At 45.1% G+C, this 19,114-nt stretch carries 12 protein-coding genes; 4 read left to right on the top strand and 8 right to left on the bottom strand.

Going from position 1 to position 19,114, the window contains the following annotated elements; translation table 11 throughout:
- Nucleotides 1-7 precede the first annotated feature (7 nt).
- The 8 genes from AC1RM2_RS30350 to AC1RM2_RS30315 form a co-directional block, all read right to left on the bottom strand.
- Nucleotides 8-1,678: an alpha-amylase family protein gene (locus AC1RM2_RS30350; protein ID WP_492988888.1), complete on the bottom strand. Its 1,671-nt coding sequence runs from the start codon at nt 1,676-1,678 to the stop codon at nt 8-10.
- 108 nt (nt 1,679-1,786) lie between these two features.
- Entirely contained in the window at nt 1,787-3,085 is a 1,299-nt protein-coding gene (locus tag AC1RM2_RS30345; protein WP_492988887.1) for a sensor histidine kinase, read from the bottom strand.
- Nucleotides 3,069-4,442 carry a sigma-54-dependent transcriptional regulator gene (locus tag AC1RM2_RS30340; protein ID WP_492988886.1) on the bottom strand — a complete coding sequence of 458 codons (1,374 nt, stop codon included), beginning with the start codon at nt 4,440-4,442 and terminating at the stop codon, nt 3,069-3,071. The genes AC1RM2_RS30345 and AC1RM2_RS30340 overlap by 17 nt, the downstream gene beginning before the upstream one ends.
- A 75-nt stretch (nt 4,443-4,517) precedes the next feature.
- Complete coding sequence (locus tag AC1RM2_RS30335; protein WP_492988885.1) at nt 4,518-5,705, bottom strand: ABC transporter permease; 1,188 nt, start codon at nt 5,703-5,705, stop codon at nt 4,518-4,520.
- A gap of 29 nt (nt 5,706-5,734) precedes the next feature.
- A complete protein-coding gene (locus AC1RM2_RS30330; RefSeq protein WP_492988884.1) occupies nt 5,735-6,967 on the bottom strand; it encodes an ABC transporter permease in 1,233 nt (410 codons plus the stop codon).
- A gap of 22 nt (nt 6,968-6,989) precedes the next feature.
- The gene (locus AC1RM2_RS30325; protein ID WP_492988883.1) at nt 6,990-7,655 is read right to left on the bottom strand and encodes an ABC transporter ATP-binding protein; all 666 of its coding nucleotides are present in this window, start codon (nt 7,653-7,655) and stop codon (nt 6,990-6,992) included.
- Between the two features lie 167 nt (nt 7,656-7,822).
- Nucleotides 7,823-9,280, bottom strand: coding sequence for a TolC family protein (locus AC1RM2_RS30320; RefSeq protein WP_492988882.1), 1,458 nt, complete (start codon nt 9,278-9,280; stop codon nt 7,823-7,825).
- Nucleotides 9,281-9,387: 107 nt separating this feature from the next.
- On the bottom strand, nt 9,388-10,632 hold the full coding sequence (locus AC1RM2_RS30315) for an efflux RND transporter periplasmic adaptor subunit (protein WP_492988881.1): 1,245 nt from the start codon (nt 10,630-10,632) through the stop codon (nt 9,388-9,390).
- A 556-nt stretch (nt 10,633-11,188) separates the two neighbouring features.
- On the opposite strand from AC1RM2_RS30315, the gene AC1RM2_RS30310 reads away from it, so the two are divergent.
- The 4 genes from AC1RM2_RS30310 (at nt 11,189) to AC1RM2_RS30295 (ending at nt 19,040) form a co-directional block, all read left to right on the top strand.
- Nucleotides 11,189-12,499, top strand: a complete 1,311-nt coding sequence (locus AC1RM2_RS30310) for a hypothetical protein (RefSeq protein WP_492988880.1) — start codon at nt 11,189-11,191, stop codon at nt 12,497-12,499.
- Nucleotides 12,500-12,505: 6 nt separating this feature from the next.
- On the top strand, nt 12,506-13,435 hold the full coding sequence (locus AC1RM2_RS30305) for a nucleoside hydrolase (protein WP_492988879.1): 930 nt from the start codon (nt 12,506-12,508) through the stop codon (nt 13,433-13,435).
- 287 nt (nt 13,436-13,722) lie between these two features.
- Nucleotides 13,723-15,939: an outer membrane protein assembly factor BamB family protein gene (locus AC1RM2_RS30300; RefSeq protein WP_492988878.1), complete on the top strand. Its 2,217-nt coding sequence runs from the start codon at nt 13,723-13,725 to the stop codon at nt 15,937-15,939.
- Between the two features lie 128 nt (nt 15,940-16,067).
- Complete coding sequence (locus tag AC1RM2_RS30295) at nt 16,068-19,040, top strand: T9SS type B sorting domain-containing protein (protein WP_492988877.1); 2,973 nt, start codon at nt 16,068-16,070, stop codon at nt 19,038-19,040.
- Nucleotides 19,041-19,114 lie beyond the last annotated feature (74 nt).

Raw genomic sequence — 19,114 nt, 5'->3', positions numbered from 1 at the left:
TTATTGGTTAAGTCCAATCAAAATCCACCACTTTTTCGTCGAGTTTCCATTTTTGCGGTAGCATTGTCTCCATCCAATCTAAAGGTTCACCTAATGGTAACACTTTAGCTGCGCTGGCAAAGGCTTTTTTAACGGCAGTCTTTTGTTCGGTGCCCATAGCTTCGGGCTGGCCGGATACAAATAGGGGCGCACCACTTTCTGCCAATAATTCCAGCCACTGCTTATTCCGGCCCCATGCTATTTTGGTAGTTATACCTACACAATCACCATCTACAGCATAGAATTTATTATGCTGCGGCAGGCGGAAAGCAAGCGTGTTTACACCCATTTTGCGTGTGCGTTCCCATTCGTTACCGCTGGTGTCATCGCCTATGCGGCACATCTCAAAAATGCCCGCGCTTAAATGGCTCATGGTGTTACAGCCTATTACATATATCCCATCGCCTGCTGCTTCGCGGATATCGCGGTACAGGTCAAGTATGATTTCGGCTGTGGTTTTACTCCGGTCGTTATAATTCCAGTTGGGCGCTGTAATGCTGTCTTTCATGTCAAAGCCCCAACGGCCCGTGATATCGTAAGTGGTAAAATCGTGTTTAACCATTTCGTACCCCCATTGCTTGTAAAAGGTAAAATTGCGTTTAATACGCTCACGGTTTTCGGGAATGGTAGGGTCGAGCGTTGGATTTTTAGGATCGTCGCGGCCCGGAATTTTTGGAGCAAGCAAGCTCGTCTTTTCATCATGGCGGGCGCATAAGGGGCGCATCCATAAACCGGGGCGCATGCCCAGTTTCTTAATCTCGTCACCCAGCAGGTGCATATCCTTAAATTTATCGTTTGGCTTGCTAAAATCATCGTTCCAGCCGCCATCCCCCGGCAATAGGGGCGAATAGGTTGCCCAGCCCGCATCAATTACCGAAAAAGGTTTGTTATTGGTATCGGTAACCAGCTCGCTCATCATGGCGGTGGTTTGTTTTATCAGGTCGAAATTGTTGTTGCCATAGGCAAAATACCAATCGTTTATGCCGTAAATAGGTTGTTTGGGCAGTCGCGGTTTTTCGCACATCATACCACAAAAGCGATGATCGGTATGAAAAGCGTTTTCGCCCGGTTTGCTGTGTGTGGTTACAATATCTGCTGCATGCAGGGTGCGGTCACCCAACAATACGCCACTACCACCTGAGTGTGTATCCAGGTTAAGGTCAAGGTTGTTTTGGTCCAATCCCCACCAGCAAATACTGCCCGCACCTGTTTTTACACCAAAGCAGGCAGTTTGTTTGCCATCATTTATTAATATATACCATGGGCTTTTACTTCCGTCAAAGCCAGATTTCCATTTTAAATCGCCATAGGAGCGTTCCCAATGGTCGCCAAGGTATTTTGCCGATGATGGCGTATTATGTTTCCAGCGCAGCCTAACGGTGCTTAACTGCTGTGTGGGCGACTGTAGATAGATGGCTTTAGCATTGCCGTTGGTTTTAATCGTTACTTCGATATCCTTATAAGTGAATTTGGTACCGTTGGTGCCTTTTAGCTTAACCCATTCTTCACCGGATTGCGCCCAAACCTCGTCAGGTAAATTCATAGTTGTTGTTTGGGTTGATGTAGCATAAGTTAGGCGGCTAAAAAGTACAGCGGCACCGGTTGTTGCCGTCAGTTTCAGGAAATGTCGTCTTTGCATAGTGATGTTCTAAATTGGATGTACAACATTACTAAAAGCATTTAGTGATTTAAAATGAAATGTTGCAAATTGTTCTTGCTAAAACGACTAAAGCCAATTTTATGAGTGCTAAAACCAAATGGCAAACTCCGTTTGCCCGGCTACTACGGTTTTTAAACTAAATTCAAAACCATGGTTCAGGAGTATCTCGCGTGTTAAAGTAAGCCCTATACCTTGCCCATCTTTTTTTGTACTGAAGAATGGCGAAAACAGGTTGCTGTTTTGTTCGGCGGTGATGCCTTTGCCCGTATCGGCGATGATGAGTTTCCGTTCTTTGGAGAAGAGCGCGAATTTTACCAGGCCTTCATCTTCAATGGCTTCAATGGCATTTTTAACAATATTTATAAGCGCCTGCTCTAATTGTTGTTCATCGGCCATGATGCTTAAGGCTTCATCAGGCAGGTTAAATTCAAATTCAACGCCTTTTCCTTTGGCTTTTGCCTGCATAAGGACGGTTACCGACCTTACAAGCTTTTGAAGTAAAACAGGCTGTTTATTGGCTGGCGGGAGTTTCACCAGGTCGGCAAAGTTGCGCATAAACAGGTTGAGGTTTTGGTTGCGGTCCATTGCTATCTGTAAGGCATCCTTCAGGCTGTCAAACTCATGGCCGGCCCATAGCTGGTCTGTTTTCATGGCCGATTGCATAATGGAATTTACCGGTCCGATGGTGTTATTTACCTCGTGCGCCATCATGCGGATAACTTTGCCGTAAACCTTTTTCTCGGCCGCAAGGATCTCGGCAGTTAAATCCTCTATCATAATAAAATGGCGCGAAAAACCCCGGTCAACAAAATGCGATTTCTGAAGTTTGAAGGAATTGATGCCGTCCGGTTTCACCACTGCTGTTTCGCCGGATTTAAGCGATCTCATCTGTGCAAACAGGGGATGGTCCAGCTCATAAATGGAATTGCCTTGTAACTTATCATCCGATATAGCCAATAACTGCAGGGCCTTTGGGTTTATTTGCTGTATCCTGTCGTCAAAATCTAATATAACGATGCCGGTAGGCGAGGTATAGATCAGTTTTTCCAAAAAGAAATGTTGCTGTTCCTGCCTTGTACGTTCTGTTCTTAACTCGTCCATCATATGATTATATACATCAATTAATGTATCAACTTCGTGCCTGCCGGTTGATAAAAATTTCACGTTAAAATCCTTGTCTTTTATAGCATCAAGCCCCTGCATCAATAATTTTAAAGGGTTTATGAGTTGCCGGTAAAGCTGTACCGATACTACTACAGAAATAAGTACAAATACCTCAGTGGCGATAAATAAAATCTTGTCTTGCTGGAAAATAAAATAAGTGAGCACCAGCGTTACAAGGTGCAGTGTTACAACAAATAAAACATATTTAGTCCTCAGCTTCATCGTATGGTATCTGGTATTTGTCAAGCCGGCGGTAAAGCGCGCTCCGCGTGAGTCCAAGGGCCGCCGCTGCCCGGCTTATTTTGTTTTTGTGGTGGTCCATGGCACGTTTTATCATCTCAACCTCCACCTCTTCCAAAGTTAGGGTACCTACGCCAGGTAATTGCATGTTTCCTTTTTTTACCGGCGATAATTCCAACTGCGACCGGAAATCATCAATACCCAACTCGTCATTCCGGCTTACCAGTATTGATCGCTCTACCAGGTTTTTAAGCTGCCTGATATTGCCGGGCAATGGCAGTTGCTGCAACCATTTCATGGCGGCGGCAGATACCGATAATTGGGGCCGGTTGTAGATATCCTTTAGGTTATTAATAAAAAAGTCGACCAGTAGGGGGATATCCTTCGGCCGTTCGCGCAGGGCGGGTAGGTAAACGGTGATCAGGTTAATGCGGTATAACAAATCCTCACGAAAAGTACCGCGCGATACCATTTCGTTAAGGTTTTTATTGGTGGCACAAACCACCCGCGTATCTAAAGTTTTGGTACGGCTGCTGCCCAGCATTTCGTAAGTCCGGTCCTGCAATACCCTTAACAGCTTCACCTGGCTGCTGGCATCAAGGTCGCCAATTTCATCTAAAAATATGGTGCCCTTGTGCGCCATTTCAAAGCGACCCATCCGGTCAAAACGCGCGTCGGTAAAGGCCCCGCGGATATGGCCAAACATTTCGCTTTCAAAAAGCGAAGTAGAGATACCGCCCAGATTAACTTTGATAAATGGTTTATTGCGGCGCAGGCTGTTTTGGTGGATGGCCTCGGCTATCAGTTCCTTGCCGGTACCGCTTTCGCCCATAATCAGTATCGATGCATCTGTGGTTGCCACCCGGCCTATGGTTTCCAGGATATCCAGCATTTGAGGGTCCTGGCCAATAATGCTTTGAAAATTATAGCTTTTATCTAATTGTTTACGGGTATGGTGCTCTGTTTTTTTATCCTTTAAATCTAACAGTGTTTTAACGGTTTGTATAAGATGCTCGTTATTCCAGGGTTTATTGATAAAATCGTTGGCGCCCAGTTTCATGCCTTGCACCGCAAGCTGGATGCTGCCCCATCCTGTAATTAATATTACCGGAATAGCGCTGTTAAGCTGCTTTATGTTTTCAAGCAGATTCATCCCTTCACGGCCCGATGTATCAATAGAAAAATTAAGGTCGAGAATAATCAGTTCAGGATTTTTTTTCTTTATGATCTTCATGGCCCCGGCGGGTTCTTCGGCGCTCACAGCATCGTAGCCCTCGCTTTTGAGTAATAGCAAAAGCGAGGTGCGTACGGCAATATCATCATCAATAACCAGTATCATAATTGCAGGTCAATATCGTAATTAGTTAAAAGTATTGAGTGGTGAGTTTTTAGTTATTTTTATGATGCTCATATGCTATTCTTCGTGTAAAGCAACGGCAGGGTAAATGGCGGCCGCCTGCCTGCCGGGGTATAACGAACATAGGAATACCAGCAGGTAAATAAATATGATTGAAAACAGGATAGCTACCAGGTAAATCCCGGCCGAAAGATTAAACACGTTGAGCAGCGGGAATTGTATTGCGAAAAATGACCCGATGATAAGCGAAAATGTAGCTAATATCATTGATTCCATAATGAGTTGGTTAGATACCGAGCTACCGGTGGCGCCAACCGCCCGGCGTAAGCCAATTTCGCCACGGCGTTTATTAATGTTGTACCAAAGCACTCCAAACAGGCCAAGCGCCACGTTAATAACTAAAAAACAGCCAACAATACTTAGTACTATCATGGGCACTAAAGTAAAATAGTTGATATCCTTCCGTTTGTTTACCAGGTGCTCAATCTCTACATTGGAATTTTTCATGTAGTTGGCCAGCGTTTTATACAAGCGGGCCTCGAAGGCAGCACTGGCATTAGGGGTAACCTGTACCATGATCTTTCCAAGTGATCTGAAACTACCGGTATCAATCCGATGATACATGGCATCGCCTACAGCCGCGTAATCGCCTTTGGCTTTAACGCTTTGTATTACGCCTACAACCCTTTTTGGATTTTCTTCTTTTTCGCTTTCGAAAATTATTTTACCTACCGCTTCACCTTTCCCAAACAGTTTTTCGCGCAGATCACTATTGATCACTACGGATGGAACGCGGGTTACTATGTCGCCTTTATTAAACCACCTACCTTCAAGCAGTTTTATATTTAAAGTTTTAACGTAACTATCTTCGGCATTGTACATGTTTACATTACTGTAGTAGTGTTTATTATAACCTGCTGATCCTGTCCATGTATTTGCCGAAAAGGGAACATTGTCGCTGCAAAAGCTGATTTCCTTTACCTCGGGCATGGCCTTGACGGAATTGCGCAATGTTTCGTAATAAGTATCCAGCGAGTCGGTGTTTTTTGTTTGCAGGGCGTTGTTGTAACTAACAACCCATACGTTTTGGTAACTCATTCCCATTGGTTTTTTATAATTGTTATAGTAATAAACCAACAGGCTAAATACCGCGAATAACACCAGGAAGGAGAATAGCATCTCGGACATCAATAAAAAGTTTTGTTTCTTTTTATTCCAGATGAGTTTAAATAAATGCTTAAACATAATATCTTGATTTAAAGGATGAATAATTGTTATGAAGCTTTCAAAGCCGTTACTACGTTTAGTTTTGACATGCGCCAGGCGGGGTAAACGCCTGATAGCAAGCCAAAGAAAAAACAGATAAGCAGCCCTATTCCCAGTACTGTAAAATTGAGGGATAGTACAAGGTTTGGAATAAGGTTCATACTGTTTAGCCCCTGGATGGCGATAAAAGACAATACCACACCAATAAGCCCGCCCAACAGCGTGAGTATGATATTTTCGACAATAAACTGGTAAACCAAGGTGCCGGATGATGCCCCAAAAGCCTTGCGCACGCCAATTTCTGACGAGCGTTCCATAATGCGGGTAATATTGATATTTACCAGGTTAAGCGTTGGCAGCATCATTACCAGCAAGGCAAATATGCCAATGGTGGTTAATACAATCGCAACCCCCGATGTATTTTCGTTCCCTGTATCAACATAGCTTACAATATAAGGATCGGCATGGCTGAATATTTTATCAAACTCCTTGCTTTCCATTGGCAACCGGGCAACCATACTTTGGTATTCATCATGCATACGCGGCAAATCTGCTTTTGAATTTGCAAGCAATACACCAAAAAAACCTCCCCTGTACCCTTTATCCTTACGGTAATCAGTTTTTGATACAGTATAGGGCAGGTAGATGTCGCCGTAGGTCATATAGCTGGTTATAGGTACATTTTTTACCACGCCGGTTACCCTGTATTTTACGTTATCGGCCTCGAAATACTTGCCTACAACCGAGGGTACATCGCCGAAATATTGTTGTTTCATATCCTCTGATATGATCACTACTTTATCGGCATTATCAACCTGCTGTTTATTAAAAGCTTTGCCTTCAATAAAATCGTATTCCATAATATCCCAATAGGCATCATTGGTGTATTTATAGTTTACAGCAATCTTTTTATTGTTAACATAAGTATTTGTACCGCTGAATATTGAGGAGATACCCACCTTAACCGGCGTTTTTAAACTACCCGCATAATGGCTCAAAAAATAGTATGATAAAGGTCCCGAGCTTTGCCCGCCGGTTTTGTTTACCTCCTGCATTCTTGAAACGTATAGTGAGCGGTCGCGTTTCCTGTCGGGATAGCTGTCGCCGGCAATTTTATCTATAAAGGCGGTAAGTACAAGCAGTATGGTAAGGGTAAAGCTGATACCAAACAAACTGATAAAGGTGAAAAACTTCCTTCGCCTTAACACCGCTATGGCTATTTTAAAATAATTTTTAAGCATGACTGATTGTTTAAGCGGTTAATTATTGAACTTGCGAACCATCAAACAGGCGTACCAAACGGTGCGTTTTGTGGGCCATATTTTCATCGTGTGTAACCATTACAATGGTGGTGCCCTCGTTACGGTTAAGGTTAATGAGGATGTCCATAATTTCGTTGCCCATGGCGCTATCCAGGTTACCGGTTGGCTCATCGGCCAAAATAATATCCGGCCTGCCCACAATGGCCCTGGCTATGGCTACACGCTGACGTTGCCCGCCCGATAGCTGGGTTGGGAAATGTTTAATGCGGTTGGCCAAACCAACTTTTTCCAGTGCTTCGGTTGCCAATGCGCGGCGTTCTTTTGCGGTTGTATCGCGGTACAGCAGGGGCAGCTCTACGTTGTCAAGCACCTGCAAATCGTTAATCAGGTGGTAGCTTTGAAAAATAAAGCCCAACGTTTTATTGCGGAATTGCGCCAACTGCTTATCGCTCAGCTTTTCAGTTGATTTATCGGCAATTTTGATGTTTCCTTTTGATGGCGCATCCAGCAGCCCTATAATATTTAGCAGCGTGCTTTTGCCGCAGCCGGATGGCCCCATAATTGATAAAAATTCGCCTTTGGCCACGTCAAGGCTTATGCTGTTCAGGGCCAGGGTTTCTATAGTGTCTGTACGGTACACTTTTTCGATGTTTTGTAAACGGATCATATCTTTTTAATTATTGAATTATTGAATGACTGAATTATTGAGTTTTTTAATTATTGAATGACTGAGTTAGTGAATTAGTGATTTGGCTGATTAATTATTGAATTTGTCTTTTTTAATTATTGAAGCGATGGGCTTTTTGAATTTTTACTTTTGAATTTTGACTTTCCCTACTGGTAATTGATTTTCCTGTTGGCCTCGAAATCGTATAACGATAGGTAGCGTAACTGGTAGTAGGCGCCCCAGAAATCGCGGAGCGATGCCACATAGTCGCGTTTGGCCTGGTCGTTTTCGCGGAAGGCTATGCCAAGGTCGGTGATGCTCAGGTCGCCTAAAACATAGCGTTCGCGGGCTATCTGGTACTTTTCTGATGCTATACTGTCGGCTTCGGCGGTGTACACCAGCTGTTCTTTCATTACATTAAAAAGGGAAACCTGTGTTATAATCTGTTGTTTAAAAGTTTGCTTGTCCTGCTCTACTGCATATTCGGTAAACTGCTGGTTGGCCAGGGCCGTTTTGGTGCGCGATTTGGAACGCCCCCAATCCAGTATAGGCACGGCTAACTGCACCTGTAACACCTGCTGGTTTTGCGGGTTTTTGTAAACACCCGGTATGCTGGTTGATGTATTTGAGTAACCCAAATTGGCATTCAATGTGGCTGTTAAACCATTCTGGCCCTTTGCCTTTGCTACATCCCGTTTAGCCTCGGCCACCCGGCGTAAAAACGCGATGGCATCCGAGCGGTTGGAAAATGCCTCGGCCAAAACTTTATCTGCCGATACCTGCATCTGGCTAATTTGTTCGGGTACTACCAGTACAATTTTCTCTTCGCCTTCCTGCCCGGTATAGCTGCGCAGGTTAAGGGTTGCAATTTCCATATCGCGTTTGGCGGTGCCTACAGCTTTTTTGGCGTTTATTTGTTCCAGTTGCAATTGCAGTATCTCGTTTTTTGAAACCTTGCCCAATTCAAATTTGGTATTGGCAATGCTCATGATTTTTTGGGTATTAGCGTAATTGGTTTCGGCAATTTTAAGGTTAACCTGGGCCAGCAGTAAATCGAAAAAGAAACCTTCTACATCTATGGCTATTTTTTCCTGTGCTTCAATGTAGGCCTGTTTACTCTCGTTATATTTTAAAGGCTCAATGCGTTTATCCCACTTTAAACTATTAAACTGGAACAGGGGCTGGGTATACCCAATGCCATACGGGATACCATTGTAAAGCACATTATGCCTGTCGAAATCATCAAAACGCTGCAATTGCGTGGTCCCGTAAATCGTTCCGCCGGTGGCGGTAATGCTCTGGCTAAAATTAAGCGCCAGCGACGAATTATCGTTATGTATCGGCTGGAACTGTATGGTACCATCCGGCTGCTGTACCTGCGTAAACGTTTTGGTGTATCCCGGTAAAATGCTGCTCAGAGATAGCTGCGGCTGGTAGTTTGATTTATAAGTGCGGTATTCCCAGTATTTGGTTTCGCGCACCGTAGCAGCCTGCTTGGCGGCTATGGAGTTGGCCTTGGCCATCTCGACCACCTGTTGCAGGGTAAGCCGAAGCGTATCGCTGCTGCCCGCAGCAAATGCCCCTGAACAAATGGTTAGTAATAATATGGTGTATAAAAATTTCATTTGGTATGTACTTATTAAGCCCCACCCAAACCCTCCCCGGTAGGGAGGGCTTTAAAAGTTCTTTTTAAGTCTCCCCTACCGGGGGAGATTTAGAGGGGGCTGGTTGCTTAGTTTATCGTTACTTCCTTCGAGTTCTTAAACTCCGTCATGTCCGATGTAATCACTACATCCCCGGGCTTAACCCCATCCTCAATCTCCACATAATCAAAATTGGTAAGGCCGATATGAACGGTGCGCCGTTCGGCTTTGCCGTTGTTAATTACAAAAATGTCCTGTACGGTAGGGCCTTTAAATGCAGGGCCGTTGGCCACCCGCAGTATCTTGTTGTGGGTGGCCGTTACCAAAAACACATCCACTTTCATATTTGGCCGAAGTTGTTTGTTGGCGCGGTCATCCAGCTGGATATCGAAGGATATAATGCTGTTTTGTATCGATGGCGAAACATTGGTAACATGCCCGCGCAGTTGCGTATCGTTAATGCGGATAATGACCGGGATACCGCTGTGCAGCTGGTCCATCGAATTATCCGATATACTGCCCGATACCTTAAAACTGCCCAGGTTGGCAATACGGGCAAGGGTTTCGCCCTCGTGCACGTTGGCGCCTATGTTTTTGTTTACATAGGTGATAACACCCGTGCGGGTAGCCACCACATTGGCCAGGGCAAGCTTGCGTTGCAGGCCCTTCAAATCGTTTTCCTGTATGGCGGCAGCAATCTGGGCTTCTTTAATCTCTATCTGCATGGTTTGCTGCTTGTTTTTAATCTCGTTTTCCAGCTGCTTTTTTTCCAATTGGGCAACTTTCAAGTTAAGTTCGGCCTGTTCAATGCCCTCACGGGTACCGCCGCCGGCTTTAAACAAGCGTTTGGCGTTTTCAACGGCATCGGCAAGGCTGCTGATGCGCAGTTGCTTAATGTCGTTGTTTGATTGGATATCGTAAAAGCTTTTAGCAAGGTCAAGTTTTAGTTTAGCAATCTCATTCCGTTTTGATTCGAGGGTGAAGTTTAGCTTATCAAATTCTGTTTGGGTGGCCGATTTATCTAAGGTTAATATAGACTGGCCCGGAGTAATTTTATTTCCCGCGTCCATCAGCGCACTTTTGATAGATGCATTTATGGGGCTGGTGATGATCTCCTCAAACTCGGGCAAAACCTCGCCGGTAGCGTTAAGGGTATTTTCTATATTGCCAACTTCTATGGTGGCGGTAGTAATCTCTGCTTTTTTTACCGATGATTTGATAAATCCCCGAAGAGCAACAATCAGCAGTACTAATACCGTGATACTGATCACTGCAATCACCGCGCCTTTTCTTCTTTTTTGCGATGTTACCTCGAGCGTAATTTCCTTATCCATTGTGCTATAATTTGCACAGGGTTTTGCAAGAGGTATACCAATGTTAAAGTGCTTGTTATTAGTATTTTATGTAATTTTTATTTTGAAAAAGTGTCCGGTATCGGACAAATGTTTTGAATTTGGACAGTGGGTGTGTCCGAACTGGGATTCTTCGGATTTATCAAATTTTTTTGGATTTTGATTTGCAGGCGGAGGAATAATTGATAGTTAAGTAAAAAAACAAAAAAATCTGATAAATCTGCTTAATCCGAGTTCAGAAAAAAGCGTTAGGGACAAAAGCGGATACCGGCCTCGCGGATAAGGCCTGTGCAGTATGAGCGGTTGGCCCGGGCCGCAGGCAACGCCATGAAAATAGTATCAAGTAGTTAGTATCAAGTAGCAAGATTTTTTGATATGCAGATGATTTTGTCCGGAATTTATCGAATTAGAGGAATTCTTTGAATTAAAATTCTGCTAATTCTCAAATCCTGTAAATTCTGATTCAGACAAACATTCCTTCTGTAAACAATGTAATTATTATCTTGTTCCACATTTACATCGAACCGGATACTTGGCTATGAAGAAAATATTGCTCTATTTACCCCTGTTTTTTATGTTATCATGCGGACATGGACCGGCACAGCTGGACGAGAATAAGAAGCTTAATGCCCTTGCTACTGAGTATGTTAGGCTGGGCCTTAACATTGGCCAGTACGATACTGACTTTGTGGATGCCTACTACGGCCCCGACTCGTTAAAGCCAAAATTGCCGCCCGCAAAAGAGTTTCCGAAGGATAGTTTGCTGGCTAATACCAATATTTTAATGAACGAGTTGAAAATAATTTCGACTAATGCGCAAGTTGACAGCAATAAAATGCGGGCAGACTGGATGATCAATCAACTGGTGGCATTTGGCCGGCGCATCAGGATTTACTCGGGCGAGGAGCGGCCTTTTGACGAAGAGTCGAAGGAGCTTTTTGGCGCATCGGCGCCCGTTTATGACGAGGATCATTTTAAAGCGCAGATAGCTTTGCTGGATAGTATTTTGCCGGGCAAAGGGAGGGTAAGCGAGCGCTTTCAAAAACTGGCCAATAAATTCATTATCCCCAAGGATAAATTAGATCCGGTTATTAAGGCCGCAATTGCCGAAGCCCGCAAGCGTACACTGGCACATTACAGCTTACCGGCCGGTGAGGCATTTACGCTGGAATATGTGACCGACAAACCATGGAGCGGATACAACTGGTATAAAGGTAATTACAAAAGCACGGTGCAAATTAATACCGACCTGAAGATTTTTATTGACCGTGCCATTGATGTGGGCAGCCATGAAAGTTACCCGGGCCATCATGTATACAACATGTTGTTAGAGAAACATTTGTATCGCGATAAGGGCTGGGTGGAGATTTCGCTTTACCCACTATTTAGTCCGCAAAGTTTAATAGCCGAGGGCAGTGCCAATTATGGGATTGAGGTGGCTTTCCCTGGTGACGATAAAGCGAAGTTTGCCAAAAATGTATTGCTGCCGCTGGCCGGCCTGGATACAGCCGGTATCGACCTGTATTTTAAAGCGCTGGCTATCCGGGGCCAGCTGAATTATGCCCGCAACGAGGCTGCAAGGGGGCTGGTAAACAACACCATGTCTAAAGATAAAGCGACCAATTACCTAACCAAATATTGTTTGATGAACGATGAAACGGCGGCAAAATCAATCAGCTTTATCAAAAAGAATCGCAGTTATGTAATTAACTATAATTACGGGCAGGATTTGGTAAAGAATTATATTGAAAGAAATGGCGGCACTGCCAAAAATCCTGCGAAGCAATGGGAACTTTTTGGTAAATTGCTGAGCAATGAGGTCGGCCCCGACCAGTTGCTCCAAAAGTAAACCGCTATGTTTAAAAAAGTTGTCCCTGTTTGCCTTGCGGCTATGTTATTAGCCGGCTGCTGCTATGCGCAAAAACGAATAGTTTGGCTTGATTCTGATACAGCCAATGAAATGGACGACCTGTATGCCATTACTTACCTGCTTAAAGATGCAGGTGTAAATGTAGTTGGCCTAAGTTCGGCCCATTTTAACAATGCCGATATGCTGGTTGGCGAAAAATGGCATTATTACCCCACCAGAAACATCAATACGGTACAGCTAAGCCAGGATTTAAACGAGGAGATGTTGAAACTTATGGGCCGCACCGATATACCACACCCGCTGGGTGGCCGCGGAACCATAGGCCATGCCTGGGGCGGCAAAGAACTGGTGCTTTCGGCAGCAGAAAAGGGTATCATAGCTACCGTACACCAACTTAAAGCAGGCGAAAAGCTGGATGTTTTGTGCATAGGCGCGGCATCAAACCTGGCATCGGCGATACAGGCAGATACCTCCATTATCCCGCACATAAGAGTTTACCTGCTGGCAGCCCGCTATTTTAGCGACCGCAAGGTTTGGGATAAAAGCGAATTTAATGTACGTAACGACCTGAACGCCTTCGACCTGTTGCTAAACTGCAAAGGTTTGGATTTAACTATTATGCCCATTAATACCGCCATTGCCTTAAAATTCGACCGTACCGTTTGCCGCGATAATTTAAAAGACAAGGGTAAATTGGGCCAGCTGTTATATAACCGCTGGGATTTTGTAGAAGCCGGCCAAACCTGGATTATGTGGGACCTTGCCCTTGTAATGGCCTATCTTGATCCTGCCAAAGCCGAAAAGATAAGCGCACCCGTGCCGCCAGAGAATGATGCACGCGAGATATCGGTTTACAAAACCATTGATGCGGCTAAAATGCAGGCCGATTTTTGGAATAGGATGGAAGGGAAGTGACGTGTTGGGGTTTGCGCAAACATTGGCTTTGAACGCTGGCTACGACTCACCCCGGCTACGCTGCGCTGGCCGACCCTCTCTCCGGCTGCGCCGCAAAGAGGGTTGAGCAAATAAAAATAATATTTTAGCCCCTCTATGCGCGAAGCGGAGAGAGGGGCAGACGGGCGTAGCCTCGTCGGGGTGAGTCAACTCGCCGCCCTGCGATACACGTTATTCCCCTCCGGAAATTAGCAAAATTTTACTGCTCAGCATACCCATTATAATAATACCATTAACCCAATACAACAATGAAGTCCCGAGTTTTAATAGCCCTTTTAATTGCAACCGGTATTTATGTGTCATGTAAAAATCCAAAGCCCAGCCATAACTTAAAACCAGGGCCGCCAAACAGTGGCTGGGGGGCCTACGCGGGATCAAAAGAAGGTAACCGGTATTCGTCAAATGAGGAAATCAATTTAAGCAATGTTAGCAAGCTGAAGGAGGTTTGGCGGTACAGCACTAACGATAAAGACACGGCCAACCGCAGCCAAAACCAATGTAACCCCATTATGGTTGATGGTATTTTATATGGCACCAGCCCCAAACTGAAGCTGTTTGCATTGGATGCGGCAACCGGCGAACAAAAATGGCTTTTTGACCCGGCCAAGGCCGATACCACCAACAGCGGCGACCCAATGGCTTACTACAAAGTGAGCAGGGGAGTAATTTACTGGCAAAACAAAAGTGGCGGCGAAAAACGTTTGTTTTACAGCGTTGGCGCCAAAACTTTTGCCATCGACGCCGAAACCGGCAGCCCCATCATGACCTTTGGTAAAAATGGTTACCTGGACTTGACAAAAAATCTCGACAGGGATACCAAATCATTTGTGGCCGGTACAACGCCGGGTGTAGTTTATAAAGATTTGCTGATAGTTGGTACGCGTGTAGCCGAATCGGCAGATGCCGCGCCGGGGCACGTTAGGGCTTACGATGTGCGGACGGGGAAACTGAAATGGATTTTTCATACCATACCACATCCCGGTGAGACTGGTTACGAAACGTGGATGGATACAGCCGCTTATAAAAAGTTTGGTGGCGCTAATAGCTGGGCCGGCATGGCGCTGGATGAAAAGCGGGGGTTGGTTTATATCCCCACGGGTTCCATTGGCGGCGATTTTTATGGTGGTTTCCGCAAGGGGCAAAACCTGTTTGCCAATTCGTTACTGGCTTTAGATGCTGCCACCGGCAAGCTTAAATGGCATTTCCAGGTGGTACATCATGACCTGTGGGACAGGGATTTGCCTGCCAACCCTAATCTGGTGACTATTATGCACGACGGTAGAAAGATTGACGCGGTAGCCCAGATCACCAAGCATGGTTATATTTTTATGTTCGACAGGACAAATGGTAAACCCGTTTTCCCGATAGTGGAAACCCCTGTACCAACCAAAGGATTGCCGGGTGAGGCGCCATGGCCAACACAGCCTATCCCGACTTTGCCGCAGCCCTTTGCCCGGCAAATGTTTAACCCCGAAGATGTTACTGACCGCACACCCGAGGCACACAAAGAAATGCTGGACAAATATAACCAGGTTAAAAATCGCATTATGTTTACGCCACCGAGTAAACAAGGCGGCTGGATATTTCCTGGTTTTGACGGCGGGGGCGAGTGGGGAGGCGCCGCGGTTGATATACAAACCAATATCATGTACATCAGCAGTTCGGAAATGCCCTGGGCGCAGGTGATGATTGATGTGCCTAAAGCGACGAGCGATGGCTCGCTGGCCGGCAATGGGCAGGTTATTTACAATAAAAATTGCATAGGCTGCCATGGCCCCCAACTAAAGGGCAACGGGTCGTCGTATCCGTCATTGGTCAACATTGGTAAAAAATATAAGGAGGACCAGTTGAGCCAGATCATAGCCAGTGGCCGCAATATGATGCCATCTTTTAAACAGATAACACCCGAAGATAAAAAAGCATTGCTGGCGTTCCTGCTTAAACTACCCGATGCCAGGGCAAATAAAACATTGGCCAAAGAACCAACCGCCGACCGCGCCGCCGCCACCAAAACCGAGAAGAAAATGGTTGACGAAATACCGTACACCATGACCGGTTACAACCGCTTTTTGGATAAGGATGGTTACCCGGGCATTAAACCGCCATGGGGTACGCTTAACGCAGTTGACCTTACAACAGGCAAACTGCTTTGGAAAGTACCGGTGGGCGAATATCCGGAACTGAAGAAAAAAGGCATCCCCATTACCGGTACCGAATTATACGGTGGCCCGCTGGTAACCAAAGGCGGGCTTGTATTTGTGGCAGCCACCAAGGACGAAAAAATTCATGCTTTTGATAAAAAAACAGGTAAAATGGTTTGGGAGGCCCAACTGCCCGCCGCAGGGTATGCTACGCCTGCCACATATGCTATAAATGGAAAACAATACGTGGTTATAGCTTGCGGCGGTGGAAAGATCGGCAGTAAATCGGGCGATGAGTATGTTTGTTTTGGGTTGGGGGAGTAAAGGTGAGGATGACTAATCGTTATCATTCAGCTTGTTTTTTTCGGCAGCTTTTACATTTGTCATATATCCTTAAGTAACGGTAAGTTGTTTATCGTGCCTTAAATATTGATATATTAGCGGCACTTATCATGATTATATTAAAAGCTTTTAAAGTAGTCATATGGCTGCTGATATTGCCGGTTTGTGTTTACGCGCAGGTAAAATATCAACAAAGCACCTTGTTTGGCTTTGCTGAAGACTCGGGTGCCGGTATTTTTGATATTGATAACGCGGGGAACGCCTATGTGGTAATGTCAGGCAGGGACGATATAAACTTTGGTGGTAAATTGTTTGACCGGCATGCCGCAAGCGACTACTCGGTAGTTGGCAAATTAAATGCCGCGGGCAAGGTAATGTGGTCAAGAACATTATCGGCTGTTACCGGGTTCGATCAGATTTATGACCTTAAGGTTGATAAAAATGAAAATGTCTACATTTCGGGTGCGGGCGGCGGTATCACGCTTGATGATGGCACGGTTTTGCAATCGGGTTTGTTTTTAATAAAGCTCGACAAAAACGGGAAAACCAGTTGGGGAATCATCTCTGATGGCTACCGTTATCCCGAAATAACGGGCCCGTTGGCGCTGGCTCCCGATGGCGTTTATTGGAGCGCTATATTTTACGATAATTTAAAGATTCAAGGCTACAACATCAACGCTTTTTACCCCAATACAACAACTCCTGAAGGCATTGTTGCCAAAGTAACATCGGCAGGTAAAATAACTGCCTTGTACCATGATCCGGCGCGGGGTTCAATCCCGCAGATAATGGTATCGTCAAACAACGGCTTAGCAACCGTGATCATGAGCAGGGGAGGTATTCCTAAAAGCCAGGTAGTACTTGATGCCAACTGCCAGGTGGTATCTGATAAGCCATGGCTTATTTATGGCGATTTTCCGCTCCCGGTGAGGGCTGCCGGCAGTGGTTATCAAATGCTTACCAATATTTACAATGATACACCCAATGGCCTTGCTTACAACGGTTTTTATGATTACAGTTTCGACGATAAACTAAATACCATTAGCGCAACCAGGGTATTTGCCGATAAAGAAAACCTGGGGCTGATTTACGGCACGTTGAAATACAATGATCAGTACTTTATAACGCTGCCTAAAACATGCTGCTTTGGCTATAATTTCGATTGGTTTTTGGCCGATGGAAAAGGTAACTACAACCTTTTGCCCGATGATAACATCGGCGCCTTCGGCGACGACCCGATAACACGAACTTATGTAAAAATGGTTGGTGATACGCTGAATATGCTGGTGAGGCATTTAAGTTATTATACTACCGATTATACTTTTGATGGCAAACACTATTCAACACCATCCAACCTGGATGGAAGCTATTTTTGGTGTAAATACCTGTACGAAGACGCTGATTCCTGTAAAAAGGTACACGCCTCGGTGCTTAAAAACGGCATAGAGGGTAGCCAGGATGTTATATTGCACCTGGCTTTGCCAAGATCATGCCCGGCGAGCGAAGATATTACGGTGAAATTGTCGCAAAAAGACCCGCCCCTTAATCAAAACGACTTTGTTTTACCCGCTACAGCCGTTATCAAAAAAGGAGATACCAGCACCAATATTATAGTAAAGGTGATTAATGACGCGGTGGTTGAAAATACCGAAACATTTACCGCCAACCTGGACATTGGTGTAAACGCTGCCGGCTATAAGCTTGCAACAGGATCGACTACCAGGGATTTTACCATTGCCAACGACGATAATACGCCGGCTAACAGAATTTATACCATTAGCTATACACCCCAAATAACAGAAGGCGCATCCGGATTGATTACTGTATCGTTACCACCTGGTACCTTGTTATCATTGCCGTTAAGTTTTGATTTTTTACCCCTTGCCGATCCTTTTGCCGCGCTGCCTGGTGCCGATTATACGCCCATTGCCATCACAATACCGGCAGGTCAAAATTCGGTACAGTTTAAGGTTGACGCCAAAACAGATGATTTAATTGAAGGCGACGAATTTATTAACGGACGGTTGAGCCCGGTATTAAATGATCTGGGCACATTTACCACGGCTAATGATGCTATCCGCATAAAAATAAATGATTTGAATAATACTGTTGCCAATAGGGTGATATTGGTTACGCCGGTTACCGATACCCTAAAAGAAGGGGGCGGCATTGCTTATAGTTTTAATCTGCTGCAACCTAATAAACTGGTAAGGCAGCTGCCGGTACAAACGATGCAAACACGATGGTTTACACCATTACAACAATCGCAAAATGATATTTTGATAGATACGCCGTCGGTTGCTGCATCATTCAATATCACTTACCCTAATGATAATATCATCAGCAAAAATCGCCGGGTAAAGCTAACGCTTAGCGCAAATGACGCGCATACGGGCAGCTTTCAGTTTTTGTGGAAGGGACAGCTTACCGATTCGCTCTCTGTTGTGGCAGTTGATAATGACCAGGACTACAAATACCTTGAAGTTTCGCCGCTGAGCCTTATTATTCCCGACGGCAAATCGGCGGATGTAACACTGCAGGTACCGGGTGGGCGTTATTTTGAGGACGATATTGCGATAGCTTATAAATGGGGCGGCACGGATATCAGTACAGATCAGCGGATAATTATGCCACAGGCTGGTGTAACTATCCCTATAGGGCAAAATAAGGTTAGCATCAATATGCCCGTAGCCGATGACCAAAAGATAAACGAATTTAATGATAGGTTAATTGAATTTAACGCTCTTGCCGGCAGCGATGGCAGTACTGTAGCCATCAATCCGCAAAACACGGTGGCAGTGAAAATTATTGACGATGATTTGGGTGTGTTAAAAATCCCTAACATTTTTACGCCCAATGGCGATGGGGCTAATGATACCTGGGTGATACCAAACCTGTCATTTGATGCGCAGTGTAAGGTTACCGTGTACAACCGTTTGGGTGTAGTAGTATTTAGCAGCATCGGTTATGCCACCCCCTGGAATGGCAAAACAAACAGCGGCGATGTACCGGCAGCAACATATTATTATATCATCAACTCGCGCGGCAAAAAGTTTTCAGGTAATGTTACAGTGTTGAGGTGATGCCGGGGGGCGAACGATAGATGCAAATTCAAACTATGCATATTCTTGCCTCAGGTTGGCCCAGCGCAGACCAA

The organism is Mucilaginibacter sp. GW822-FHT03E02 (assembly GCF_058801545.1).
Note: the sequence above shows the minus strand (reverse complement) of the source record. Positions and strands in the feature narration are given on the sequence as shown.